The organism is Bacillus sp. Marseille-Q1617 (assembly GCF_903645295.1).
GTDB lineage: Bacteria > Bacillota > Bacilli > Bacillales > Bacillaceae_B > Rossellomorea.
Map to the genome: position 1 here is coordinate 810,037 of NZ_CAHJXM010000001.1, position 23,945 is coordinate 833,981.

Genomic DNA, 23,945 nt, shown 5'->3' on the forward strand with positions numbered 1-23,945 from the left:
CCTAAAAGGGGACATTGTTTTGTAAAGTGTCTATTTTTAAAATAATCCGTCTAGTTTACTATACAGTAAATAGAGGAGGAGGAACAACATGAAGTGGAAGGAATTACCTCAAAATATAAAAGTACGGATGATCACATCATTCTTTAACCGCGCTGTTTCATCCGCCGTTATGCCGTTCATGGCGCTGTTCTTTGCACAGGAAATGAATAAGGTCTGGGCAGGTGTGTTCCTGATCAACACCGTGGTGATCGGTTTTTTCATCAACCTGGTGGGAGGATACATATCCGACCGCTTTCCGAGGAAGAAGGTACTGCTGACAACGTCTTGGCTGAACGCTTTATTTTTTCTCATCATGACCGTCAGCTTATTTCCTCAGGAAAAATGGATCCTGCTGTTCGCTGCAGCATATATCGGATTCATCATCACGAGCAGCCTCGGCCGTCCGGCGATGCATGCGATCATTATCGATTCGACGACGCCGGAGAATCGGAAAGCCGTCTACGCGCTGGATTACTGGCTCGTCAATCTGTCGATGGCGATTGGTGCGGCCCTCGGTGGACTCTTGTATCTGAACCATAAGACAGAACTCTTTATGATGCTGACCTTCACATCGACAATCATCCCGATCGCTTATGGCATCTGGCTGCAGGACAAGTTCAAGGACCAGCTGAAGAAACAGCACGACAATGTGTTCATCGACCTCGTCAACAATTACCGGATTGCTTTCCGTGATGCAGCTTTTGTAAAAGTGGTCGCGGGATCCACATTCATTTTTGCAGCGGAATTCTCCCTGAACAGCTATATCGGGATCCGGCTTGCGGAAACATTCAAGTCGGTGAACATCGGGAGCTTCGAAATCGCCGGGGTACGGATGCTGAGTATCCTGAATATTGAGAACATGCTTCTCGTCGTATGCTTCACATTCATCATCAACCGCTACACAGACCGACTGAATAAAAAGAACGCGCTCTTGATCGGACTCATCCTGTATGGCATCGGGTATGTGACCGTCACATCCGCCAACACATGGTACATCCTGATTGCGTTCAACCTGATTGCGACACTGGGGGAACTCGTCTACTCCCCGATCCGCAACGCCGAACAGGCCAATATGATCCCTGCAGATAAACGGGGATCCTACTCCGCCTTCTCGAATTTATCCTTCAGCGGAGCGGACCTCGTCGCACGATCTACCATCATCATCGGTGCCTTCCTGATGCCGACGATGATGAGCGTCTACATTGGTTTTATCGTCATGCTTGGCACGGTTCTTGTGTATACTGGTTTGTTTGCACGAAACTTTACAACGGGCAAGGTAGTGGACGGCATCAGTGCAAGTGGGGGGAAATGAACGGATAGGAGGGACAAGAGAAGCTGTGCCAGCGACAGACGCAGTTTTTAGCAGTACGGGGACGGTTCTCTTCCAAAGGAAGACAAAGAACCTCCCCAATGCTGCCGTTTTCATGCTTTCAAGGTCATTTAATAATGGTTGATCCATGCAGCAGTTCAGGCTTTGCGCCCAGAATCAACAAGAATAATTTTGAATCACTGATGTTGTGATGCTTTTTCATAAGTCTTTTCAATTGGGCGATATTTGGATCTTCCTTCAGTTTTCCAACTTCCAGTCTGTAGAGAGTAAGAATGGATCCCCGCACGAATTGTGGCTGGTAATCCGGCAGCTCTTTATCTCTCAATAAAGAACCCATATATCCGTATTTTAATTGCAGTTGTCTCGTAAGGCTTGTGACATGCACAACCTGTTCATGCAATTGGGGAAATTGCTGCTTTAACGATTCCACATCTTTTTTTGCCTCATACAGTTGGTTCATACTGGCCAACATACTGGTCATGATGCTTCTCCTCCCATATTCCAAGGTTTCTCAAGCTTGATGATTTCCGTCAGGGTCTTACTGTGTTTTCGGCGGATTCGCCTGTTTTCTGCGCGTTCTTTCCCTGATTCAAAGAGGAATTTCTCTTCTTCGGTTTCGGGCAGTATTTCCGGAACTTTGATCGGTTTCTTATTCTCATCCAGTGCAACAAAGGTGAGAAAAGCGGTGGCCGCCATTCTTCGTTCCCCGGTGATCATATCTTCGGCGATTACTTTACAGAAGATTTCCATCGATTTATGGCCGACGTATGATACAAACGATTCGACACATACGGAATCTGTCTGATGAATCGGATATAGGAAGTCAATGGAATCGGTGGATGCTGTCACGCATTCCTTCACCCGGGCATGGCGCCTTGCTGATAACGTAGCATTGTTATCCAGCTTCTTCATCAATACCCCCCCAAACAATGTATTGTAATTATTCAAATCATTGATCATGACCTGATCTGTATTAACGACCAGGCTTTCTCTGGGATGCTTCGTTTCTTGCATGAACATTCCATTCCTTTCTGTAATAAATGGTTTCTCAAACGTTTGATATACAAAGTGTAAGTGCGTATGTAAGATAAGTGAAATGAATGTTCTGTATCCTTTTCATAGAGAGTATCTATGGAACTGCTTTCATCCAAATGGAAACAGCATGTGATTTTACAAAATCAGCTGAAGAATATTTGAAAACTGGGACAAATGCAGCAAAAAAGCACCTCAATCAGAGATGCTTCCCATTAACCGTTCCTGTGTAAACTTGAGCCATTCCTTTGTGGCATATGATAAATACTGATTTTTTCTCCAGATGATTGCAAGGTCCCACTCGATGACAGGCTTGACCACCTTGATAGCGACCAGGTCTTCTTTTAACAACTTATAAACACTTGCAGGCAAAATTGAAACCCCCAGTTCAGCCTTGATCATCTTTCCAATAAAATCCCATTGCGAACTTTCGGAAACGACTTTCGGAATGAAACCGGCTTCCTTGCATGCCCCCCTGATTCGATCATGTAAAGCAAAGTCCTTATTAAATAGAATGAGCAGCTCATTCTCCAATTCTTTTAACTTGATCTGCTTACGTGCCGAAAATCTATGCGTTTTCGGCACCACTGCGAGGAGCTCTTCCTTCATGAACGAAAAATGATGAAAATTCTCCTCGGGCGTCGGCGGCACCGCGATCCCGACATCAAGATGATCACCCAAAATATCTTCTTCGATCCTTTTTGTCCCATTTTCAATCAGCTGGAATGTGATGTGCGGGTACAACTGATGAAATTCACCCAAGACACTGATGAATTGCCCGGCATCCATAATCGGAGGGAGCCCGATGCGGATATGTCCCCTCTGCAACCCAATCAGATCATCCAATTCCTGCTGCACATTCTCGAATGCTTTATCAATCGTTTGGGCCTGTTTGAGGATGGCATGGCCGGCATCTGTCAATACCAGCTGCCTCCTTGACCGATCAAATAATTCCACTCCAAGCTCATCCTCCAGGTTCCTGATCATCTTGCTAATCGTGGGCTGAGTGACAAATAAATGATCTGCAGCACGCGTGAAACTCTTGAATCTCACCACTTCTATAAAATATTTCAAGTGCCTGATATCCACATTCTCATCTCTTTCCTCATAACATTAGTATGTAGCCATATTAACATATTTGGACTGATGTGAAGGAGGATATCATCGTCCCACTGTCCATTCAAGTTTGGAACGGTTCTTGTATAAACTGGTTTGTTTGCACGAGAGTGGGCAGCGGGCAAGGTAGGGGGAGGCAACAGGGCAAATGGGGGAAATGAAAAAGGTGATTTCTGATTCGTAAGAGATCTCTCATTTTTTTAGTGCTGGAAAGAAGTAAGGGAACGAATATTCCGTAGACACCTTAAGCGTCCCACAGGTTAATACTCTGAAACTTCATGTCAAAACAATTATTCGGCTTCTTAATACACCACATCCACCATATATATTTAAAGGATTCTTAAAAAGAGGGGGAAGAGGATGAAGGATTTTAATGAAAGTGCCGTGTTTGAACATACATTTTGGCTGCAAATATTGGGGGATCACGCCAGATTCATCCGGGATTCGCTGTACCCATCCCAAACGAATCGAATCAAGGAAGCAAAGGAATTTGCAACGGTGTTTGATCAATACTTAGAGTCCGTGCGAAAAGGGAATGTCCGTGATTATAAGAAGTTTTCTGCTGAAGTGGAAGCTGTTGTAAGGAAGATGCGTGGTTTTAAACTGGCGATTATCAAGGACCAGCTGCATGGAAAAGTGGGAATCCATTTACCCCCGACCTTCATCAATCATATGGTGAATGAACTTGATGAGTACCTGAATGTCATCAGTTATTTAGGTAAAGGCGAGGTGCCTCCTATTTTTCATGAGCTGCATCATCATCTGATCTGGCTGCTTGATGCCGGCGGCCATGCAGGTGCCATTCATGATGAACTGGATGCCGTAGAGAAGAGGCTGCGAAAGAAAAGCCGGGAATTCACGAAACACTTTGAGCAGTTTTACTTGAAAGCCGTGGAATTGACCGGGTACCTTCGGACAAATCTGAGTGAGTTCCCGGCCCTTCACCGTTTCAATCGTGATGTCGAAGTGGAAATGAGCTTGTTCCGGACCTTTCTTAAAGAACTCGAGGAAATGGAGCTTTCGGAAGAAGTCCTGGGGACCTTTTCAGGTTTGATGGCCGACCACATGGCAAGGGAAGAATGCTATTATTTAATTAAACTGGCAGAATCCACGCAGGTGGAGTATCCGGATTGTGACCCCGGGAAGCCACGGACCAAGGACCCTTTTTAATTGGGACGAGGGGACAGGTACCTTGACCCGCTCTCCTATATCAACCAGTCACATGATTTTACCGCGTCTTCAACATGGGCCATGGAACCTGTCCCCATGGCTCAAAAAGAACACCTGATAATAAATGGTATTGACTTTCCTATCTGTAAATATTAAAATTACAGTATACATGGAATTCCTTTTATTCTTCCCAATGAAAAAAGCGAATCCTTTTTTAACAGCTAAACTGTAAAAATAATTGTTACACTTAGATGAGTTCAGCATAACATGAATGATATATAATGGCGAAAGCCTTAAAGGAGTGATTTTAATGGTTACACTATACCTTACACCGAGCTGTACTTCTTGCCGAAAAGCAAGGGCATGGCTTGAAGAACACGGGATTGAATATACCGAACGGAACATCTTGACGGAGCCCCTGACGGTGGATGAGATCAAAGCCATTCTGCGCCTGACAGAGGAAGGGACAGAAGAAATCATCTCCAAAAATTCCAAAACGTATAAAGATTTGGACGTGGATCTTGATTCACTGCCGCTCAAGCAGCTGTATCAACTTATCATAGACAATCCGAAAATGGTGAAGAGACCGATCATGCTGGACGAAAAACGGATCCAGGTCGGCTATAACGATGAAGAGATCCGCAGTTTCCTGCCTCGCAAGCTTCGGACGTTTTCTTATCAGGAGCTGCTGAAAGAAGCAAAATAGGCCGGACTGGAAAACTTGACTGGCCTATCTGTAGCATTTACCATTACCGTGCAGATAGAAAGTAGGAGGCAGTCCATGAATAGTGATTTTACTTTAGCCATTCACAGTTTAACGTATCTTGCCCTGCAGCTGGACCGGATGTCCAAAAGCGACGCCATTGCAGAGAGTGCAGGGGTGCATGCCGTCCGTATCCGGAAAGTCCTGAGTCTGCTGAAAAAGCATGGAATCATCAAATCGAAGGAAGGGAACGGCGGCGGATTCATCCTAGCCAGGGATTTGAGTGAAGTAAATCTTTTTGATATCTACATGCTTACATCGGAAGGGGCACTGCAGCCGAAATGTCCTGAATCGAATGAAGCATGTATGGTGGGGGCGAATATGAGGAATGTACTGTTCAATATCTTCCTCGGTGCGGAAGAGCATCTTGGCGACTATTTAAAGCAGTACACCATCAAAGATATCGTTGATCTGATTTCAAAAGACAAATGACATGGGAAGACTGCGGTCTTCCATCTGACTTAAATGTAATAAAAAATATTTCAGTTGAAAAGTGGGTGTAAATGATGAACAAACTTCTGACAACAGGCGACTGGGTAAAAGGGACATCACATGACGGCGAATTGATCATCGGATATATCGAGAATCTCGATCATCAAACAGCCACCGTGAAAGCTAAAGTCATCACAAGCGATAACAGGGAAATTGAAGGCAGCACGATCCCTTTATTAGCAAAAGATGTGAAGAAGCTGCCCGATGCCAGAATAGCAAATAAGGGACAAATTCAATACCTGATCGACTTGGCCCTGTCTACAGGGGATGAAGAATGGTTCCTGGAGTTGACGTCGAAGCTGAATTCGATGAGGGAGCTAGTGAAGGTTGAAGAATGAAACTAATATAGGTGCCTGATGCTTGATACGTTAGAGATTTAACGGATTGAGCGTCAGGCACGTTTTTCAATTTGAAAATGGTTTTGACAAATTAAAAGGTGGTTTGATAGATGCGGTGCCGGTAACTGATTTAAAGATTATTCGACAAGTTGCTTGTATTTTTGAAAAGTGGAACGTATTTCTGAAATCTTGCTTGTATTTTCAAAAAGTGGTATGAAAATCGCTCAATATGGAACGTAAGGGTCATGCCCGAGACTTTCTGCCGCCTTACTAACCTTCTCTAAGCCCAATATAGGTGCTGTGGCAGCTCTCGGCACAGGGTTTGACGAAAAATATGAATATTTTTCAAATGTCTTATATGAAAACATCCATATAAAGAACAAGTTCCATCCCCATCCACAGTGCTTACTTCTTGCACCAATCGAAGAACAGTGAGAGTTAAAAGGCCAGCCTCCTTATATGATAGGGGCTGGCCTATTTCTGTTATTAAACTACTAACATTTTATGGTATTATAAGATGTATATGGAAAATAATTCGTGAAGCAACCGGCTTCATTAATGCTGATTTAAAAGAATAGTATAAAAGGGGAGTTGGAAAATGGAGCAAACAGTAAAGAAAAAAGACAGTCTGACGGCATTAAGTGCTTTTGCGGGCGGAGCGGCCGGCTGGACAGCCAACACGTCATTGAATATGCTGACGGATACAGATATGACAGGCTTTTATGTGGTTTCGATTTCTCTAGGCGTGATTGTAGGTTTACTTTGGGACATCGCTCATAAAATAAACGAGATTAATAGAGATTAGGTTTTCTTTGCTGCCTTCGTATTAGCCCCGGGTTTTTTGCGCGCCAGCTCTCCACTAGAGTTTAGATGAAACGGGGGAAACTTTATGCAAAAAGAAAACTGGCAAGGCTTAATGATCATCGGCTGGGTGGCAGCCGCAGCAGGCGGCATGATGCTGTTTTTGAGCGGGAAATTTGGTTTAGCTGCAGGGGAGAGGTGGCTCGCGGATCGAGGAGGTGCGGATACCGGCCTCTATCATCTGGTCATCGAGGGGTACATCCATGCATTCCTGGCCGCCGGCAGTATCTTTTTATCATTCGGACTTATCCTGATCGTCCTTACTTATTATAAGATTCGAATGTTTAAAAGTGAGGAAGGCGGGAGTGGGGGATGACAGTGGCAATTGGTTTAATAATCATTGGAGGGATGATTTTCTTACTCGGATATATAACCCCTGTAAGCGGCTTATATATCCTTCCGATTTCCCTATTCATGCTCGTGTATGGGATTGGACGATTGATTAAAAATAAGTCAAAAAATAATGGGACCAGCACGCCTGATCGTTAAAGCTTTTTCCGCCGGTGCCTGGTCCCATATTCTTTTACACAAGGATATGTGGAGGATGAACGGGTATAGTAGAATACACCTCAATACTTCCTTTCGAAAGGTGATGCTCCTATGTATATCTATACAATCGGTCACTCGATCCACTCCGAGGAACATTTCCTGAGGATGCTGGAAACGGCCGGGATCAGATTCGTAGCGGATATCCGCGCCTTTCCAGCCAGCCGCAAGCATCCCCAATTCAAGAAGGAAAACATGGAGAAGTGGCTGGTGAATGCTGGTATCTCGTACCGTCATTTTCCGCAGCTTGGCGGCAGGAGACGGATATCTGGTCATACCGGTGAAGACCTGAATGCCGGGTGGAACAACCAATCCTTTCACAATTATGCGGATTATACTTTGACTGATGAGTTCAAGGAAGGCCTTCAGGAGCTGAAGGAGGAGGCATTGGGGACCAGCCTGGTCTATATGTGCTCGGAACGCCATCCTGCCAGATGCCACCGCCTGCTCATCAGTAACCTGCTGAAAGCAAATGGGTGGGAGGTCCGCCACATCATCGATGATTCAAATGGCGAGCCCCAACTGATCTCTCATGAACTCGGCAAATGGGGGGCGATGCCGATCATCGAAGAAGACGGCACGGTAGTGTACCCAGAGCTGGGTGAGTAGACCATTTTCACGGAAACGAAAAAAATAATGGGACCAGCCCTCCGGCAAGGGAAAGCTTTTCCCGCCGGGGACTGGTCCCGTTTTCGTTCTTTTTAAAAGCACGATTCTATGTATCTCAAATAGCTACCAGCGATACCCCGACTAACAGGATGACCAGCAGAACCGATAATACGACCACTCTTCTATTTACCATGTTGTAACCTCCCAAGTTGAATGAAGTCATCCTCATCTTAACATAGTTTCTTCTTCCACCAGAGTCAGACGTCGGGCGGGGTCTTCCATCAAGCCCCGCTTACGTGTCTCCCGGGTCAACCTTCTTTGGCTTGACCTTTTCTTCTTTTCACCAAATAATAAGCCGTGATCCACGCGGTCACGGGGATGGCGAGGGCGACGCCGATTCCTGCTGACCCGATGAAAATCATCTCGGAGCTGAAAACTTTCGAATTGACGATTTCGCCAAGGGAATATGACAAATCCTTGAACCAGATCAATAGTGCCATATAGCCTCCGAAAAACGCAAAGAACAGAGTGTTGGTGCTCGTCCCGAGGATGTCCCTGCCGATGCTCAGTCCGCTCGTGAATAAATCCTTCCGGCTGATGCCGGGATTATGATAATGGATTTCCCTCATCGGGGATGAGATCGAGATGGATAGATCGATGATCGCTCCGATAGTGCTCATGATGATCATCGCAGCCCCGATTTTGACAAAATCGACACCGACGAACAGGGAGAAGGCCCCGATTTCTTCAATTTCCTCCTCACTGAAGCCCTGTATCATGGCCGCGTCTGTCAGCGTCAAGATGAAGAAGAGAAGGGCCCCGGTGGTGACGATCGTTGCGATGAAAGCCGTCACCGTCTTGACGTTGACCCCGCTGATGATGAACAGCGAGATGCAGCTGATCAGAACGCAGGCAGCGAGCGCCAGGGTAACCGGATTCATATTGGGGTCGTTCATCATGATGATGGATGAGGAGGACCCCGAAGTTGAGGAACAGAGCTGCAAAGGAACTTACTCCTTTTTTTCCTCCAATCAGGACCATCAGAATGAAAAGGATGGCTGCCAGCCACCATTGTACAGTCATAACGCCGCCTTCTTTCGTTTCACAAAAAAGATGGAAGTGAAGATTGCAATCGGGATCGTCAGCACGATACCGATTCCCCCTGACAATGCCCTCGCCATTTCGAGTGAAAGGTTCATGGTAAGGGTGAACCCGAGCGGCGAAGCATTTTTGAAAAATAATATGAGCATCGGGATCGCCCCGCTGATATAGACGAAAAACAGGATATTGGTCATCGTGCCCATGATATCCCGTCCGATTTCAAACCCAGACTTCGTCAACGCCTTGACCTGGATGGCTGGATTCTTTTCATAGAGCCCGAAGATGGATGACGACAGGGTGATGGCTACATCCATGACCGCACCGAGGCAGCCTACCAATATCCCTGCCAGGAAAACCGCCTCATAGGGCCGGGTTAAAAATTGCATTTCCTCATAGCGGAGTCCATTGCCTGAGTTAAGCCTCACGACAACATAACTGATCAGGAGTGTAAGGAACGTTGTGATAAGGGTGGACACCACCGCCGCATAGGTTTTCTCATTGAAGCCATTTACGAATAACAGTGAGATGCCGGTGAATACAATGACGCCTAAGCTGCAAACGACCAGCAGGCTGATACCCTCGGTTTTAATGTAGGCATCCAGGGCGAACGACAGGATCACCGCGTTCACTCCAAGGGTGATCAGTGAGAACAGGCCCTGTTTCTTTCCAACAATCAGTAACAGAAGGATGAAGACCCACGCGATGATCATGAGGTACTTATCCCGTTTGACATCTTCGATCGCACCGGTCAGCGCATTGGGATTCTCTTGCTTCTTGTCGATCGAGACGAATAATTCGTTCCCGGGTTTATACGGCTGATCGTAGGCGCCTGATGATGAATATTCATTTGTTAATAGAATCGTCTTCCCTTTGTGTTCACCGTTTTTCACTATTGCCGAGATCTGCTGAGTATGACGCCGGTCTTTATTTCCGTTCATATCCTCCATCTCAGTCGTTTGTTCGACTTTTGCATTCTTCACTTCCGCAATGGGACGGTCATAAAACGCCTGATTATGATGGACGAAATAGAGCGAGCCGGCAAACAGGAAGCTGGTAAGGAAAAGGATGAATAAATGTATGTAAGACATGCTTTTAATTTTATTTACAAGTACATGCAACAAGTGTACCTCCGATGATTCAATTTGATTTATGGTTCTGCTTACTGGCACATTTTATTATTTCATAACCGGTTGGTAAATCAAAGCTAAGTTTAAAAGCCGGGGCTTTTAGATGAGGGCTTTTGCAGCAGGGGACATTGACAGTTTTTCCTTTTTAAAGATGGTGATTATGGTAAAATAAGGATATATAACTGTTCTGGTCTTGTAACAGAGAGGGGGAAGGGCTCCATGAAACCCATCTACATCATTTTTATAACGATTGGATTACTGCTGATTCTATTCGGCAGGACATTCGGTGTCATGTTCATCACCGCAAATCTCGTTGTCGTCCTTATCATTTCGTTTCTTTTTAAAAAATACAGGGGAACTCCCCTCCGTTATGCGGCCAGGTTAATCATGATCCTTTATGGAGTGTTCCTGCTGTCCTTTGTCGCGGTGGAAGCGTACCTTCTATTCGAGTCGAAGAAATCGAAGGATATCCATGCAGAAGAGATTGATGCGGTAATCATCCTCGGTGCCGGGCTGAAAGGCGAGGTTCCATCAAAGACCCTGGTTTCAAGGTTGGAAGCGGGCAAAGAATTTCTGTTGGAAAACAAAGAACTGCCAGTGGTCGTCTCAGGCGGCCAGGGGGAAGGGGAGTCGATCCCGGAAGCTGAAGCAATGGGACGATATCTGATGGCACAAGGGGTTTCCAATGATCGCATCATCTATGAGGATACATCCACCACCACGTATGAAAACCTGCGAAACTCAAGGGAAGTCCTGGAGGAAGCGGGAATAATGGATCCGGAGGTGCTCATCGTCACCAGTGACTACCACTTGATGAGGGCGAAGATGATTGCCGGAGAACTTGGGATTGAAAGCCAAGGGCTGGCCGGGGATTCCCCTTTCTTTGTGAAAGTGAATTACTTCATAAGGGAGTACTTTGCCATCGGGAAGGTACTTTTGGAGAAGCAGGTTTTCTAGTTTCAGAGAAATTGAGGAGTTTTGAAACACTAAATAGGTCACTGGATAAGGGGTGTTAGGTTATTGGAGGAATATATAAGAAACAATCAAGAAATGATCATCATCATCTATTGCTTCATCATATTATGGCTGAATCTCGGCTACTTAAGGGAGTACAGCAAAATTAAAAGGGGTCTGGATGAGATCTCTTCTGTTGATGAACTCGAAATCAATCCATATTCCATGTCCCTGGATTTCATTGTATTGATCTTTAATTTTTTCCGCAGATGGCTGATTTATATCCTGGCCGTGATGATGACAGGTAATGTATTTGTCATCATTATTTCCGTTGTTTTATTTATTGTGAGTTTATATGATTGCCTGTTTAATTACACATTGGAACGGTTGAGAAAATCGAATCTATTGATGTATCTGGCAGTCGCGGATACTTTTTATATTTCTGTATTTGTTGTGTATCTTTTTTTGAATTAGCATGCTCACATCCCATGCTCATTCAGGAGCTTGAAGCTGCGTTCTATGAAACTTTCAACCTCATCTTTTCGTATATAGTGAAGACAGGTATCCACAACGAGAATACAAGTAGATGATTCTTCAAGGTAAAGGGAGGGCTGAACAAATGAACATAGTAAAGAAGGTCATCATTTTACTCTTCCTTTTCTTCTCGATTGGACAGTCTGCTTATGCGAAAACCTATCAGATTGAGGAAGTACAGATCCGGGCCTGGATTCAGCCTGATGGAAATGTGCTGGTTAATGAAAAGTTCACCTATACATTCGAGGGTGAATATAAGAGTCTCAGGAGATCCATCCATGGGGAAAACCATGAGGGGGTAGAGTGGTTTGAAGCCTATGAACTGCTGAATGAAGAGGGGGAAATTGGATTTCTGGAGGAGGGAGACCTGCGTTCGCTGCCGGTGAAACAGGAAGGGAATACATATCGCTCGCCGTTTAATGTGGAGAACTCCACCAAATCCGTTATATATGCATATGAGTTAACGAATGCTGTTAAGTCCTACGATACTTATAGTGATGTAACGATACCCTTTTTCGGGACAGGCGACAACCATGATGTGGATTTACATAATGTGACCATCGACTTTGTGTTTCCGGAAGAAATCGATCCGGATGATTACTCTGCATTCTTTCATGCTCGCGAAGGGACGGTTGAAGAAAAAGGCTCATCGCTCATCCGTTTTACTTCTCCGGTCTCAAAGATGTATTCGTTGACAGAAACACGCCTGCTCTTTCCATCCTCTATCATGAAGGAACAAGAGAAATCAGTGGCACCAAAACCCTTGCATAAGGTGATAGCCGAGGAAGAAACGCGGCTGGAAGAAGCTGCTCTCAAAGAAACTCAGATGGAGAGTTACAACAAGGTGCTCATTGGAATGGCTGTGCTTTTAGGGTTGATTACTTTGATTGTGATCTTCGGATATTCCATTGGGAGGATTAGGGGAAGAAATCGTATTTCAGATGTTTTGGTTGCCGATCCCCTGCTTTTGTACATGATTCATACCCGAGGGAAATTTACTCATATGGCTTTTATGGCAGGCTTGTATTCGCTGGTTGAAAGTGGGAAGGCGACGGTCCGAAAAGAGAAAACGACCAGCCGTTTCCTAAGTGACCCGAAAGCGCCGGACGAAACCTTGTTTGTTCATTTGACCGCCGAGGAAGAAAAGCTCTCTGAAATGGAGAAGAAATTTGTTTCCAGATTTTTTAAGAGAAAAGGCAGGAATGGATCAGCGTCCTTGGCTCTGACTGATTTGGCAGGGGCAACAAAGGGGGAGAAAGATAACAGACGTCATTTGAAAAGTTATCATGAAAAGGTTAAGACGTTAAAGACGAATGAGAAGGAATGGTTTGATGAAGTGTTAAAGGAAGCAAGAGCAGCGAAGCTTTTGCATGGAAGTTGGTTTCATATGCTGGCAAAAATGCTGCCCATTTTGACCCTTACTGCCATTTCATTGGCCTTTTATTTCGATCAGCAATCGTCTCTTGCGATCTCCCTATATGCAGGTGGAGGGCTTGCCTTTCTGGTTTTTGCATGGGTGAAGCTGAAAAAAAGGAATTGGTCATTCATCGCCTTTTATTTCCTTTCGATATTTGCAGCAGCCCAGGTGTATCATGAAACAACGCTGCTTCTTCTGCTGGCTAGCATCACGCTATCCGCGCTTCTATTACTACTGGTGCCGCGCTATGTATTGCCGGGTCGTGCCCTTGGATTGAAAGAAGGCATCCGTCGATTTAAGAAACAGGTGAGGAAAGACAGGAATCCCGATGTCGGCGAACGAGATTTAGATAAGTGGATGATCCGGTCGATGATGTTTCACAGCAGACGCCGAGTCAAAACGATTTGGCAAAATGAACGAACAGAAGGTGCCCTGCTGTCTACAGCCCCTCTTACTGCTTTAGTATTATCAAATCAGAATCCTCATGAGTTTTTGACGAATTCATGGAAATGGAGTGTACCTCCTGCCATTCCTTCATCTGGTTCTTATGATGGAGGATATTATGGTGGAGGCGGAGGTGGCGGTGACGGCGGCGGGGGTGCCGGAGCGGATTGACGAAGGCCAGAGTTTGGCAGCCTGGTTAATAAGGGGGAGACGATTATGAAACTAGTATTACTATTCGGTCCGCAAGCCGTTGGAAAGATGACCGTCGGACAGGAATTGGAAAAAACGACGGGTTTGAAGTTATTTCATAACCATATGACAATCGAATTGCTTCAGCCATTCTTTGGTTTTACAGAAGAAATGTGGAGATTATCGAACTTGATGAGAGAAGAAATCTTTGAAGCATTTGCCAAAAGTGATCAAGAAGGTATGGTCTTCACCTTCATGTGGGCTTTTAACGAGCAAGAAGATTGGGACTGGGTTGAGAAAGTCGCGGCCATCTTTGAATCCAAGGGGGCAGCTGTTTATTTTGTAGAGCTGGAAACCGACCTGGAGGTGCGATTAGAACGAAATAAAACACCCAATCGCTTGAAACACAAACCTTCAAAGAGAAACATCGAAGACTCTGAAAAACGATTGTTGGCTTCGTTGGACAGACTTAGATTGAATTCGAACGAAGGGGAAATAGATAAAGAGAATTATCTGAAGATAAATAATACCTATTTGAGTCCTGAAGAGGCTGCAGGACAGATTATTGAAAAGTTTCAGTTGTAATTTTGGAATAGATGAGGTCTTTGAAAGAATCGAAATAATTGGTGACAGGGGATAATTGTTCCCTGTCACCATTATTACTTTATAGTTCCGAGGCCCCTTTTTTAGTAATATCCCTGTGAAATAGATAATAAAAGAACACGATCGATTCTATCTTTTTATTTCCGATAAAAGGGGCCTGTGCTCCCAATCATTTCGATAATACATTCTTCAATTTCGATAATAAATCTTTTGTTTTCGATAATAAATGTTTAAAACTCGATAATAAACCAGATAGGTGACCTGAGAGAAGAGGCTATGTCCGTGGATTAAGTAGAATAAACGTTGGAATTCACCTTTTTCTGACCAGCCGTCCTGAGCAAGATGAGAAAAACGTAGAAATTCACCCTGTTTTTTACGTTTCATTGAGTTTTTTATTCATTTTTCATTTATGTGTAAAAAGAACAAGCAATGATGCTCAAATAATTCCCTGACCCCCGCTCCGTTAATCCCTAACGTACCGGGGGTCTTATTGTTCCCGTCCACACGATTTTTCATATTATGCCGCACTATTGCAGATAGTATAAATAATACAATCTGCAGGAGGTTTAGCTGGTGGATATGGCAAAGGATCATACAGAGCTTACGGCAGCGGAGATTTCGAATCTATGGACTTCATATTTAAATGATTCCATGGCGGTTTGCGGCATCCGTTATTATTTACGGCATATTGATGATGATGACATTAAACGCGTGTTGGAATACGCACTCAGTATTTCTGAAGAACACGTCAGGAGAGTCACGAAGTTATTAAAAGCAGAAGACTACACCATTCCGTTTGGGTTTACGGAAGAGGATGTAAATCTGGAAGCTCCGCGACTGTTCACGGACACCTTTTATTTACTCTACATATTGAATATGGGGAAATTCGGGCTGAGTTCCTATTCCTTGGCTTTATCGCTTTCGGTGAGGGAGGATATCGTCGAGTATTATACCGATTGTTTAGAAGAAACGACGAAATTGCATAACGACAGTAAAGAAGTGGCGATCCGTAAGGGGATGATGATACCGCCTCCCGTCATTCCAAAACCGGCTGGGGTTGACCACGTGGAAAGACAGAGCTTCCTGAGAGGTTATTTTGGCCATCGCAGGCCGTTGCTCGGGGTGGAAATTGCCAATCTTCATTATAATTCTGAAAGGAATGCTTTGGGACAGGCGGTCATCATCGGCTTCAGCCAGGTCGCAAAAAACAAGGAAGTCCGAAGTTATTTCGAGCGCGGCAGGGATTTATCCAAAAAACATTATCAGGTATTCAATTCTTTACTGGAAGAAGAATTTTTATCTGGAACCCTCAGCCTTGCCCCTGAAGTCACTGACTCAAAGATATCCCCTTTTTCAGATAAATTGATGATGTACCATATTGCAGCTTTGTCGGCGTCGGGGATCGGGCAATATGGAATTTCGATGTCCTCAAGCCCTAGGCATGATTTGGGTGTCTTGTATTCACGGCTTACCGCGGAAATTCTTCATTACTCAGAGGACGGAGCGAACATCATGATTGATCACGGCTGGATGGAACAGCCGCCGAAAGCATCGGATCGAGAAAACCTGGCCCGGAAAAAGACGAAGTAAAATGGATCGATTATTCTGGAGTATCGCATTTCCCGGTTTTGGACAGTTCATGAACGGAAAAGTCCTGAAAGGGATCGTATTCGTGTTATTGGAAGTGATCATCAATATTCAAGCCCATTTCAATTCGATCATTATCCTCAGCTTTCATGGTGAAATTGAAAAAGCAATCCAGCTGGCAGACTATCAGTGGTTGATGTTTTATCCTTGTTTGTATTTCTACGCCATGTGGGATGCCTGGAGAGAATCTGGTGAGAAAATAGGAAAGGGTTCATTTTATCCATTTGTGTTTGCTGGGTATTTTGTAACTTTAGGGTGTATCTACTCTTCTTCTTTCCGTTTGTTCGGAGTGCTGTTGGGACCGGTTTGGCTTCCAATCTTATCTGTCATCCCAGGAATCTTCATAGGCAAAATCCTTCAGAAGGTCACAAAAAGAAAGCAAGATATGATGGAAGGCTGATCCCCGCTGCCGCTGTTTAAGGCGGGAGGGAATCAGTCTTTTTTTATTGCCTGTATTTGAAAAAGAATCCGGCTTTCCCCTGACGTAAATGTTACAGCATCAAGGGCTGCTGCACTTTTTCCAAACAAGCAAACTCTCCGCCCTGTCCACACCACCCCCGGCTCATCTGAATACAATGCTAGTAATTCAATGAACGGGGGTTGATCAAATGGTTGATAGAGAGCTGCCGGTAATTTTGGGCGGACCGATATTACGGCGGGTTGATGATAGACAGGCTTTCATTTGGATCGCGTTAAGTAAGCCTTATGGGATTCAGGCTGAAGTGTGCAAGATAACAAGGAATGGTCCTCCTGCCGGCTTTGATTACACGGATATCAAATGTTCAACAGAAGCCCGGACAATCAAGGCCGGAAAGCATATATATATCAGCTTGATAAAAGTGTCTCCTGGATCGGGCACATTCCCTGTCGATACGCTGCTCGGATATAACTTGACATTCAGCAGCAAAAAGGGAGAAACGCTTGATCTCGGGGATTTTGGATTGCTGACCTCCAGTAATCCTGACTCCATCGTTTACGGATACCTGGCCCTTCCGACATTTACGATCAATGGAGGAACGAAGAACAAGATTCTATACGGTTCATGCCGAAAGCTGCACGGGAAAGGGAAGGATGTGTTCCTGAAAGCCGATCAGGCGATTGCTGCCGATCCTGCAGGCGGCGAAAGGCCTTCCTCCCTCTTTTTAATGGGAGACCAGATTTACGCGGATGATGTGGCGGACTCTCTCATTCTGCCGATCATAGGGCTTGGGAAAGAGTTGTCAGGGTTTGACGAAGAACTGGGGTCCGTGGAGCCGGGGTTGACCCATCCATCTTTTCAAAAAGGACTCAAGCAGATTAATGGAAGGCAGTATATCAGTGAGCGATTCTGCAAGTTCACTTCAAGAAAAGCCTCCAACCACCTCTTCACAATGGGGGAATATATGGCGATGTATTTGATGTCCTGTAGCCCGGAGCTTTGGAGGATGCCTCTTGCGTATAGAATGTTCCAGCCTTTTCATGAATTGGCCGAAGAAGATCAGGTGTATTTTGCTTTTAAAAACAAACATTCGATCGAATTCAAGACGGAGTACAGAAAGATTGAAGAACGCTATCAGGAACAGTGGCTGGAAGTATCCAGCACGGTCGCAGCGATTAGCGCTGTCAGAAGAGTGCTGGCGAATACGCCTACGTATATGATATTCGATGATCACGATATCACGGATGACTGGAATCTATCGGAAGAGTGGAAAGAAAATGTTCAGGGTGCGCCGCTCGGAAGACATGTGATCAGCAACGGTCTTGCTTCGTATTGGTTATTCCAGGGGTGGGGGAATGATCCTGACTCCTTCGATCATTTTGGAAAAACGATGCAAGCCTATTTTGATTCCTTTGAACCGGGCTCTTCCGTACACATTAAATGGATGAACAGCCTTTGGGACTACGATTCCTGGTACTTCATTGCCCCGACATACCCGGCAGCCGTCTTTCTTGATATCAGAACCCAGCGCGGATATGATAACGTACCGAAGCCAGTTAAATTATTCAGTAGAATAGAAGAAGTCCCGAAGAGTCCCAACTTGATAAAGGAATCGGCGTGGGATAAGGTCATAGCCAGCTTTCATGCGACGGGCTGGACTGGGGACGAGCCATTGATCATGGTATCACCGACCCCGCTATACGGCATCGGTCTGATTGAAACCTTCCTTCAAAAGTACATGCTTCCCCTTCACACCCTAGGTATTCCTGTGCAAAGCAGCTTTGACTTGGAAGCCTGGAAATACAATGGAAGAGGGTTCAATGAATTCATCCAAAGGGTGGCGGGCTTGAAACCGAGTGACTTCATCATCCTGTCAGGGGACCTGCATTCTGCTTCAGCCGTCAAATCCGACATCACCTTTCACGATGGAAAAAGCAGCTTGACGATTCATCAATTGACGAGCAGTCCGATGAAGAACGTGAGCTATACAGGAATCTGGGGCTCGCTGATGAAATTCCTGATGTGGGTGAATGCCAGAAAACGAACGAACAAACCTATTTACCGCGACTGTGATCAAGACTGCAACCTGTTCATCGGGAAGCACAAAAAAGGGATGGACCCTGATCATAAATGGTCTGAGAGTATACAATATCAGCCCTTGAATGATGGTTCCCTGATAGAGACAGGAAATAATATGGGAGTGTTTACGTATGATACGGGTGAGATAGGAAATCTGTTGAAATTGTCGTAGTTAATATGGTGCCTGCCCCAAATGTATTAAAGGTCCAGCGGGGCGGGCACCTTTTTTGTTGTGACTAAACGGTAAAGTGGAAGATTAATTGGCAAAACTCGATGATTATGACGTGAAACTCGATGATTTTTGAGCAAAACTAAAAGATTATGAGTGGTTTCTCGATGATTTTCGGTCAAAAGTGAAAGATTCCTTGAGTAGAACCAGGCCGGCAGCAAAGTCTTCCACAGAATCGGGCACCGGGGTTAACTGAGCTGAAAAAATGAGAAATGATTCAATCAAACTATTATATAATTAATAATAGATAAACTAAGGGAAGGTGAAAGGACATGATTACATTAACTCCGATAGGGACCGCTTTTAATGAACGGCATGAAATTGAGGATGATTACTGGGGAAAAGTAGTTTCAAAGATTATTTTACATGATTCTCTTCCGGAAGAGTCGCTCAATGAAATCGAATCATTTCCCCATTTGGAGATTATCTTTTATTTCCATAAGGTTGAAAAAACAAAAATCATTACAGGTGCACGACATCTCCGCAATGATGAGAGCCTTCCCAAAGTCGGGATTTTTAGTCAGCGTGGGAAAAATAGACCCAATCAATTAGGGTTAACCACTGTAAGGGTGATCAGAAGGGACGGGAGGCATTTATATGTAGCCGGCCTGGATTGTATCAATGAAACCCCCATTTTGGACATAAAGCCAGTAATGAAAGAGTTTCTTCCAAAAGAGCCGATTATCCAACCGAATTGGACACATGATATTATGAAGAATTATTGGGATTAATAGGGGGATAGGATGAATATATTTTTTCTGATTCTGATTTTCTTGCCATTCGTATCATCCATTCTTGGCGTGCTTGGATTCTATATCTTTAAGAACATTTACACCACACCAGCTTTGGTTTTTATTTCGGGTATGATTGCAATGTATCTGCTATTCAACGAGACCTTCTTGATGTGGGTGTTTGTATATACGCTGGTCGCCTTACTATCAGGGTGGATTATAAAAGGCTTAAGGACTAAAATGCAAAATCGGGCATAGAAAAAGCCCCCATTCAGCATACGATGAATGGAGGCTGCTTTTTATTTCGCCGACACCGAAGCCCTCAAATACTTCTTCAAATCAAGAATGGCTTGCAGATGCATGCCCTCGTGGAAAATCGTACGGGTAAGCACCTGTTCGATCGTATGCATGCCCATTTCGGTTGGAGGGTACTCAAACTCCAATTTATCGCCGTACATTTCTTTGATGAAAGCGGGCTGTTCTTTAAGAAGATCCTTCAATTCCTGCAAAGGAGGTGTTTCTTCGGTGAAGTCGGCAGGGGATGTCCCGAAGCCAAACCAGGAATTGTAGTTCTCAGGTACGTGGGTTTTATCCTTCGTGACTGCGGCAATCCAGAGGAATTGATCTAAATAGATATGCCCCAGATTCCAGCGGATATTGTTTTTGAATCCATCCGGGATCCTTTCCGCTTCCTCCTCCGAAACATCTTCCAAAATCCCCACCACATATTGTCGGTACGTTTCCAATTGCGTGAATAATACTTCATGACGCTTTTTCATTTGTTTTCCCCCTTTATGTCCATTCAACATATATGATTTCGACATGGATAAGGAGATTCCTTTAATCGGGATCATTCATGTTACCGATCAACTGTCCGTTCCAGCTGGTTACTTTTAGGCGGCCTGATTAAGATGGTATTAGGACAAGAAGCCACAAATATATATTTAAAGGAGTATGAAATAGCGGAGGTGTTACGTTGGCGAATCCTATTGTAGCCAGGTCATTAGATGAAATCGCCTTTTGGTCCAGGATAATGAAAGAGCATGCCCTGTTTTTAAGTTTGGGATTTACCTATGAACAGAAACAATTGATAGAGGAAGCACAACAGTTTATCACTTTATTTGAAAGGATAGAGGAAAAATTATCTAGATTTTCGGTGAACTCAGATCTACGTCAGGTTCAAGCTTTCAATGCCGAGGTTTACCAAGCTGCAGTGTCAATATGGACTTACAAGCGGAAAGTCTTGGGGTTGACTCTGCGGTGTGAAATCCGTACAAACAATTTCCCGTTATTAGTCGATCATATTAGTCGGGAAGCAGCCTACTTTGCAAATCGGTTGAAAGAACTCAATGATGGAAAATTAGCCCCCGAACCAGATGCTGTCATCGAAGAGAATGTATTCTTCCTAAAGATCATGGCAGATCATGCGAAGTTCATCGGCCATCTTTTAGATCCGTCGGAAAGAAAATTGGTCGAACAGGCGAGAGAGTTCAGCCATGATTTTGACCAATTAGTGTTCCAGGCCGTCGATTTAAGTTCTATGCGCCCACAATCAGAGACAAAACCGATACTTAGTCAATTCTTAGATCAGAATAAGGTGTCAGTCGCTTCGTTAAGGGATTTCAAGAAAACAGCAAGGGAGTTAATAGAAGCTTGCCGCATCAAAAGTAACATCCATCCACTGTTAGCAGATCATACTTTCAGGGAAGCAGAAAGATTCTTGGAAATTATTGATTTATTTGAAGCAAGCTTGACATAGTCGTTGTAAGCACGGGGACGGTTCCCGTGTTTTTTTGTTGAGTGTACGGGTCAACCGGGGAACACGGATGATACTCGCTTTACTCTCAAAGTTAATAAAAGAAGATGTAGTATAAAAATGGGAGATTCATTTTTTTGTGTGTTATTATTAGGAAAAAGTGCGGTAGATGTGCCGGCTTGCATAAAGGCTGGACGATCAAACAAGGTGAAATACGGGAGCACTTCACTTAGTTGGGCGTGTTTCCGAAGCCTCAATCTAGCACACTCATTTTACATTTCTAGGTAAATGACGTACATCAAGAAAAAACATAAGAGGTGCATAAAGAATGAGCTGGAAAGTAAAAAGTTTTAATGAATTATCAACAACCGAGCTGTACATGATCTTAAAAGAAAGAACGCAGGTATTCGTTGTGGAACAACATTGTCCTTACCTTGAGGTTGATGGGAAGGACCTCCATTCTTACCATCTTTACAAAGAGGAAAACGGTGAAGTGACCGCCTATTCAAGGATCTTGCCTTCTGGCATTTCGTATGAAGAAGCATCCATCGGCAGGGTCTTTGTGAAACGTGAGCACAGGGGCAGGGGACTCGCAGGTGAACTCTTACAAAAAGGATTGGCTTTCATCCATGACGAACTAAAAGAAAAGACGGTTAAAATCCAAGCGCAGGAATATTTAAGGGAATTCTACGGGTCCTTTGGGTTCGAGGCGGTTACAGATACATATTTGGATGATGGCATCCCCCACATTGATATGATCTTGGAAGAGTAGGCTGCTCCCCGACGCCGTATTTTCTTGTTGTCATTCCAAAAAACGATAGAAAAGCTAGCTCTTTTTTGAAATAATTGGTAGTGATTATAATTAATCTGCCACCAGGCCGATTTTCTGAGGTACCGTATGTTACCCTTTATCATCTACACATCCCTATTTATCGCTTTCTACTTTGTCGTTGAAAGGGTCGTCAGGAAAAGGTGGAACATCCAAAATAACAACAAATCCGGTATCGAAGGTGTCAACACCATCCACACCTGGGGACTGCGTATAGGCTGGGCTATATTTTTTGTAACTGTTGTGTTCATAGGATCGGGACTGCTTTCTGCTATCGTCATCCTTATGCTTTGGGGCTTCGATGCGTATATGCAGTGGAAGTATAATAAGGCTGCGAGAGAATACTTGATCACGCTTCTGGGACTTGGATTCTTCACGATTTTCATCGTGGTTGGTTATTCTTTTGATTTATTGATTTAAAAGAGGGAGAGGGCAGGGATTCGTCTGCCTTCTGTCTCTGTTTTTTGTTTTTACTTTGAGCATGGCCATTACTATGGAGACAGGTACAATTCTAAAAAAGACTTTTTCACAAAAAATAATTCATCCTTGCAAACGATTACAAACCTATGATATTTTATGTGTAACCGGTTACACATGTGGGAGTGAAAAAAATGGTAACGATTAAAGATGTTGCACGTGAAGCAGGAGTGTCTGTCGCGACGGTTTCGCGCGTGCTGAACGATACCGGCTATGTCGGTGCCGATACGAGAAAGAAAGTGATGGATGCGATCGCTGATTTGAATTACAGCCCGAATGAAGTGGCGCGCTCCCTTTATAAACGGGAATCAAGGCTGATCGGTCTGCTTCTGCCGGATATTACAAATCCTTTTTTCCCGCAGCTGGCAAGGGGAGTGGAGGATGAACTGAGCAGATCAGGCTTCCGGCTGCTCCTTGGGAACAGTGACGAGAATGTCCAGAAGGAACTGGATTATATCCAAACGTTCGTGCAGAACAATGTGGTGGGGATCATATCGGCTACCAATCACGTTGACTATCAAATTTACAATGAAATGAAACTCCCTCTTGTGCTATTGGATCGTACAACGGAAGACTACCCGGCCGTTTATGCGGATGGCAGGGAAGGGGGGCGCCTGGCAGCGAGGACGCTCATCGAAAAGGGTGCGAAAAGGATCACGCTCGTAAAAGGGCCTTCTCATGTCAAGCCTGCGCAGGATCGGTACAAAGGGGCGATCGAGGAATTGAGTCAGGCAGATGTTGATTTTTCTGTCTTGTCCACTACATCCTATGCGTTCGAGGAAGCGCAAGGATGGGTGGAAGAATTATTCGGGAAATTCTCCGATACCGACGGCGTGATCGCGAGTAATGATATTTTCGGGATCGCGATCATCCATGAAGCGTTGAAGCTTGGAAAAAGGATCCCGGAGGACCTGCAAATCATAGGATATGATGATATCCCCCAAAGCAGATTGTCTTACCCGACCCTATCAACCATCAGACAGCCGGCTTACGAAATGGGGCGCGAAGCAGCCCGGCTGCTCATCAACATCATCAAAAAAGAAAAAGGCATTGAAAGAACGATTGAGATGCCTGTTGAACTCATAGAAAGAAATACAACACGAAAGGAATGAAG

At 44.5% G+C, this 23,945-nt stretch carries 27 protein-coding genes and 1 pseudogene; 22 read left to right on the plus strand and 6 right to left on the minus strand.

Annotation, left to right across the window (positions count from 1 at the left end):
• Window positions 1-88 precede the first annotated feature (88 nt).
• Window positions 89-1,351: an MFS transporter gene (locus HWX64_RS04005; RefSeq protein ID WP_175987479.1), complete on the plus strand. Its 1,263-nt coding sequence runs from the start codon at window positions 89-91 to the stop codon at window positions 1,349-1,351.
• Between the two features lie 124 nt (window positions 1,352-1,475).
• On the opposite strand, the gene HWX64_RS04010 is transcribed toward HWX64_RS04005, so the two are convergent.
• The 3 genes from HWX64_RS04010 to HWX64_RS04020 all read right to left on the minus strand — a co-directional run bounded on the left by HWX64_RS04010 (window position 1,476) and on the right by HWX64_RS04020 (window position 3,490).
• Window positions 1,476-1,850 (minus strand): hypothetical protein, encoded by a 375-nt coding sequence (locus tag HWX64_RS04010; RefSeq protein ID WP_175987481.1) that lies wholly within the window; start codon window positions 1,848-1,850, stop codon window positions 1,476-1,478.
• Complete coding sequence (locus HWX64_RS04015; protein WP_175989632.1) at window positions 1,847-2,383, minus strand: acyl-CoA thioesterase; 537 nt, start codon at window positions 2,381-2,383, stop codon at window positions 1,847-1,849. The genes HWX64_RS04010 and HWX64_RS04015 overlap by 4 nt, the downstream gene beginning before the upstream one ends.
• A gap of 213 nt (window positions 2,384-2,596) precedes the next feature.
• Window positions 2,597-3,490: a cidABC operon transcriptional activator CidR gene (locus HWX64_RS04020; RefSeq protein WP_175987483.1), complete on the minus strand. Its 894-nt coding sequence runs from the start codon at window positions 3,488-3,490 to the stop codon at window positions 2,597-2,599.
• A 387-nt stretch (window positions 3,491-3,877) separates the two neighbouring features.
• Between HWX64_RS04020 and HWX64_RS04025 the strand changes: the two genes are divergently transcribed.
• From HWX64_RS04025 to HWX64_RS04060, 8 genes are all read left to right on the plus strand, one after another.
• The gene (locus HWX64_RS04025; protein ID WP_175987484.1) at window positions 3,878-4,687 is read left to right on the plus strand and encodes a DUF2935 domain-containing protein; all 810 of its coding nucleotides are present in this window, start codon (window positions 3,878-3,880) and stop codon (window positions 4,685-4,687) included.
• 310 nt (window positions 4,688-4,997) lie between these two features.
• Entirely contained in the window at window positions 4,998-5,393 is a 396-nt protein-coding gene (gene spxA, locus HWX64_RS04030; protein ID WP_175987486.1) for a transcriptional regulator SpxA, read from the plus strand.
• 75 nt (window positions 5,394-5,468) lie between these two features.
• Window positions 5,469-5,882: an Rrf2 family transcriptional regulator gene (locus tag HWX64_RS04035; RefSeq protein WP_175987489.1), complete on the plus strand. Its 414-nt coding sequence runs from the start codon at window positions 5,469-5,471 to the stop codon at window positions 5,880-5,882.
• Between the two features lie 71 nt (window positions 5,883-5,953).
• Window positions 5,954-6,280 (plus strand): IDEAL domain-containing protein, encoded by a 327-nt coding sequence (locus tag HWX64_RS04040; protein ID WP_175987490.1) that lies wholly within the window; start codon window positions 5,954-5,956, stop codon window positions 6,278-6,280.
• 598 nt (window positions 6,281-6,878) lie between these two features.
• Complete coding sequence (locus HWX64_RS04045; protein WP_175987492.1) at window positions 6,879-7,085, plus strand: hypothetical protein; 207 nt, start codon at window positions 6,879-6,881, stop codon at window positions 7,083-7,085.
• 84 nt (window positions 7,086-7,169) lie between these two features.
• The gene (locus HWX64_RS04050) at window positions 7,170-7,457 is read left to right on the plus strand and encodes a hypothetical protein (RefSeq protein ID WP_175987493.1); all 288 of its coding nucleotides are present in this window, start codon (window positions 7,170-7,172) and stop codon (window positions 7,455-7,457) included.
• Between the two features lie 2 nt (window positions 7,458-7,459).
• On the plus strand, window positions 7,460-7,630 hold the full coding sequence (locus HWX64_RS04055; protein ID WP_175987495.1) for a hypothetical protein: 171 nt from the start codon (window positions 7,460-7,462) through the stop codon (window positions 7,628-7,630).
• Window positions 7,631-7,741: 111 nt separating this feature from the next.
• Window positions 7,742-8,296, plus strand: a complete 555-nt coding sequence (locus HWX64_RS04060; protein ID WP_175987497.1) for a DUF488 family protein — start codon at window positions 7,742-7,744, stop codon at window positions 8,294-8,296.
• 308 nt (window positions 8,297-8,604) lie between these two features.
• Here HWX64_RS04060 and HWX64_RS04065 read toward each other — a convergent pair.
• Together HWX64_RS04065 and HWX64_RS04070 are read right to left on the minus strand one after the other, a co-directional pair.
• Window positions 8,605-9,379 (minus strand): annotated as a pseudogene (locus HWX64_RS04065) (YibE/F family protein).
• Entirely contained in the window at window positions 9,376-10,515 is a 1,140-nt protein-coding gene (locus tag HWX64_RS04070; RefSeq protein ID WP_175987499.1) for a YibE/F family protein, read from the minus strand. The pseudogene HWX64_RS04065 and the gene HWX64_RS04070 overlap by 4 nt, the downstream one beginning before the upstream one ends.
• 228 nt (window positions 10,516-10,743) lie before the next feature.
• Between HWX64_RS04070 and HWX64_RS04075 the strand changes: the two genes are divergently transcribed.
• From HWX64_RS04075 to HWX64_RS04115, 9 genes are all read left to right on the plus strand, one after another.
• Window positions 10,744-11,481 (plus strand): YdcF family protein, encoded by a 738-nt coding sequence (locus tag HWX64_RS04075; RefSeq protein ID WP_175987501.1) that lies wholly within the window; start codon window positions 10,744-10,746, stop codon window positions 11,479-11,481.
• A 63-nt stretch (window positions 11,482-11,544) separates the two neighbouring features.
• Entirely contained in the window at window positions 11,545-11,952 is a 408-nt protein-coding gene (locus tag HWX64_RS04080; RefSeq protein ID WP_175987503.1) for a hypothetical protein, read from the plus strand.
• A 145-nt stretch (window positions 11,953-12,097) separates the two neighbouring features.
• The gene (locus HWX64_RS04085; RefSeq protein ID WP_175987505.1) at window positions 12,098-14,044 is read left to right on the plus strand and encodes a DUF2207 domain-containing protein; all 1,947 of its coding nucleotides are present in this window, start codon (window positions 12,098-12,100) and stop codon (window positions 14,042-14,044) included.
• A 45-nt stretch (window positions 14,045-14,089) separates the two neighbouring features.
• On the plus strand, window positions 14,090-14,647 hold the full coding sequence (locus HWX64_RS04090; RefSeq protein ID WP_175987507.1) for an AAA family ATPase: 558 nt from the start codon (window positions 14,090-14,092) through the stop codon (window positions 14,645-14,647).
• A 597-nt stretch (window positions 14,648-15,244) separates the two neighbouring features.
• Window positions 15,245-16,255, plus strand: coding sequence for a DUF3231 family protein (locus HWX64_RS04095; protein ID WP_175989633.1), 1,011 nt, complete (start codon window positions 15,245-15,247; stop codon window positions 16,253-16,255).
• A gap of 1 nt (window position 16,256) precedes the next feature.
• Window positions 16,257-16,712, plus strand: a complete 456-nt coding sequence (locus HWX64_RS04100; protein WP_175987509.1) for a hypothetical protein — start codon at window positions 16,257-16,259, stop codon at window positions 16,710-16,712.
• 208 nt (window positions 16,713-16,920) lie between these two features.
• Window positions 16,921-18,981: a hypothetical protein gene (locus HWX64_RS04105; protein WP_175987511.1), complete on the plus strand. Its 2,061-nt coding sequence runs from the start codon at window positions 16,921-16,923 to the stop codon at window positions 18,979-18,981.
• 329 nt (window positions 18,982-19,310) lie between these two features.
• Window positions 19,311-19,769: an SAM-dependent methyltransferase gene (locus tag HWX64_RS04110; protein ID WP_175987513.1), complete on the plus strand. Its 459-nt coding sequence runs from the start codon at window positions 19,311-19,313 to the stop codon at window positions 19,767-19,769.
• 12 nt (window positions 19,770-19,781) lie between these two features.
• Window positions 19,782-20,027, plus strand: coding sequence for a DUF2651 family protein (locus HWX64_RS04115; RefSeq protein ID WP_175987515.1), 246 nt, complete (start codon window positions 19,782-19,784; stop codon window positions 20,025-20,027).
• A gap of 41 nt (window positions 20,028-20,068) precedes the next feature.
• Here the strand turns inward: HWX64_RS04115 and HWX64_RS04120 are convergent, their stop codons facing one another.
• A complete protein-coding gene (locus HWX64_RS04120; protein WP_175987517.1) occupies window positions 20,069-20,548 on the minus strand; it encodes a DinB family protein in 480 nt (159 codons plus the stop codon).
• Between the two features lie 197 nt (window positions 20,549-20,745).
• Here HWX64_RS04120 and HWX64_RS04125 point away from each other — a divergent pair, with 197 nt between their 5' ends.
• The 4 genes from HWX64_RS04125 to HWX64_RS04140 all read left to right on the plus strand — a co-directional run bounded on the left by HWX64_RS04125 (window position 20,746) and on the right by HWX64_RS04140 (window position 23,943).
• Window positions 20,746-21,528: a DUF2935 domain-containing protein gene (locus tag HWX64_RS04125; RefSeq protein ID WP_175987519.1), complete on the plus strand. Its 783-nt coding sequence runs from the start codon at window positions 20,746-20,748 to the stop codon at window positions 21,526-21,528.
• A gap of 325 nt (window positions 21,529-21,853) precedes the next feature.
• On the plus strand, window positions 21,854-22,297 hold the full coding sequence (locus HWX64_RS04130; protein ID WP_175987521.1) for a GNAT family N-acetyltransferase: 444 nt from the start codon (window positions 21,854-21,856) through the stop codon (window positions 22,295-22,297).
• A gap of 126 nt (window positions 22,298-22,423) precedes the next feature.
• Window positions 22,424-22,774, plus strand: coding sequence for a DUF4181 domain-containing protein (locus HWX64_RS04135; RefSeq protein WP_175987523.1), 351 nt, complete (start codon window positions 22,424-22,426; stop codon window positions 22,772-22,774).
• A gap of 191 nt (window positions 22,775-22,965) precedes the next feature.
• Window positions 22,966-23,943, plus strand: coding sequence for a LacI family DNA-binding transcriptional regulator (locus HWX64_RS04140; protein WP_175987525.1), 978 nt, complete (start codon window positions 22,966-22,968; stop codon window positions 23,941-23,943).
• Window positions 23,944-23,945 lie beyond the last annotated feature (2 nt).

Excerpts from the sequence above, each read along its gene's own strand:
- HWX64_RS04005 (WP_175987479.1), top strand. The coding sequence starts at position 89 with ATGAAGTGGAAGGAATTACCTCAAAATATAAAAGTACGGATGATCACA.
- HWX64_RS04010 (WP_175987481.1), bottom strand. The coding sequence starts at position 1,850 with ATGACCAGTATGTTGGCCAGTATGAACCAACTGTATGAGGCAAAAAAA.
- HWX64_RS04015 (WP_175989632.1), bottom strand. The coding sequence starts at position 2,383 with ATGCAAGAAACGAAGCATCCCAGAGAAAGCCTGGTCGTTAATACAGAT.
- HWX64_RS04025 (WP_175987484.1), top strand. The coding sequence starts at position 3,878 with ATGAAGGATTTTAATGAAAGTGCCGTGTTTGAACATACATTTTGGCTG.
- spxA (WP_175987486.1), top strand. The coding sequence starts at position 4,998 with ATGGTTACACTATACCTTACACCGAGCTGTACTTCTTGCCGAAAAGCA.
- HWX64_RS04035 (WP_175987489.1), top strand. The coding sequence starts at position 5,469 with ATGAATAGTGATTTTACTTTAGCCATTCACAGTTTAACGTATCTTGCC.
- HWX64_RS04040 (WP_175987490.1), top strand. The coding sequence starts at position 5,954 with ATGATGAACAAACTTCTGACAACAGGCGACTGGGTAAAAGGGACATCA.
- HWX64_RS04045 (WP_175987492.1), top strand. The coding sequence starts at position 6,879 with ATGGAGCAAACAGTAAAGAAAAAAGACAGTCTGACGGCATTAAGTGCT.
- HWX64_RS04050 (WP_175987493.1), top strand. The coding sequence starts at position 7,170 with ATGCAAAAAGAAAACTGGCAAGGCTTAATGATCATCGGCTGGGTGGCA.
- HWX64_RS04060 (WP_175987497.1), top strand. The coding sequence starts at position 7,742 with ATGTATATCTATACAATCGGTCACTCGATCCACTCCGAGGAACATTTC.
- HWX64_RS04075 (WP_175987501.1), top strand. The coding sequence starts at position 10,744 with ATGAAACCCATCTACATCATTTTTATAACGATTGGATTACTGCTGATT.
- HWX64_RS04085 (WP_175987505.1), top strand. The coding sequence starts at position 12,098 with ATGAACATAGTAAAGAAGGTCATCATTTTACTCTTCCTTTTCTTCTCG.
- HWX64_RS04090 (WP_175987507.1), top strand. The coding sequence starts at position 14,090 with ATGAAACTAGTATTACTATTCGGTCCGCAAGCCGTTGGAAAGATGACC.
- HWX64_RS04095 (WP_175989633.1), top strand. The coding sequence starts at position 15,245 with ATGGCAAAGGATCATACAGAGCTTACGGCAGCGGAGATTTCGAATCTA.
- HWX64_RS04100 (WP_175987509.1), top strand. The coding sequence starts at position 16,257 with ATGGATCGATTATTCTGGAGTATCGCATTTCCCGGTTTTGGACAGTTC.
- HWX64_RS04105 (WP_175987511.1), top strand. The coding sequence starts at position 16,921 with ATGGTTGATAGAGAGCTGCCGGTAATTTTGGGCGGACCGATATTACGG.
- HWX64_RS04110 (WP_175987513.1), top strand. The coding sequence starts at position 19,311 with ATGATTACATTAACTCCGATAGGGACCGCTTTTAATGAACGGCATGAA.
- HWX64_RS04115 (WP_175987515.1), top strand. The coding sequence starts at position 19,782 with ATGAATATATTTTTTCTGATTCTGATTTTCTTGCCATTCGTATCATCC.
- HWX64_RS04120 (WP_175987517.1), bottom strand. The coding sequence starts at position 20,548 with ATGAAAAAGCGTCATGAAGTATTATTCACGCAATTGGAAACGTACCGA.
- HWX64_RS04130 (WP_175987521.1), top strand. The coding sequence starts at position 21,854 with ATGAGCTGGAAAGTAAAAAGTTTTAATGAATTATCAACAACCGAGCTG.
- HWX64_RS04135 (WP_175987523.1), top strand. The coding sequence starts at position 22,424 with ATGTTACCCTTTATCATCTACACATCCCTATTTATCGCTTTCTACTTT.
- HWX64_RS04140 (WP_175987525.1), top strand. The coding sequence starts at position 22,966 with ATGGTAACGATTAAAGATGTTGCACGTGAAGCAGGAGTGTCTGTCGCG.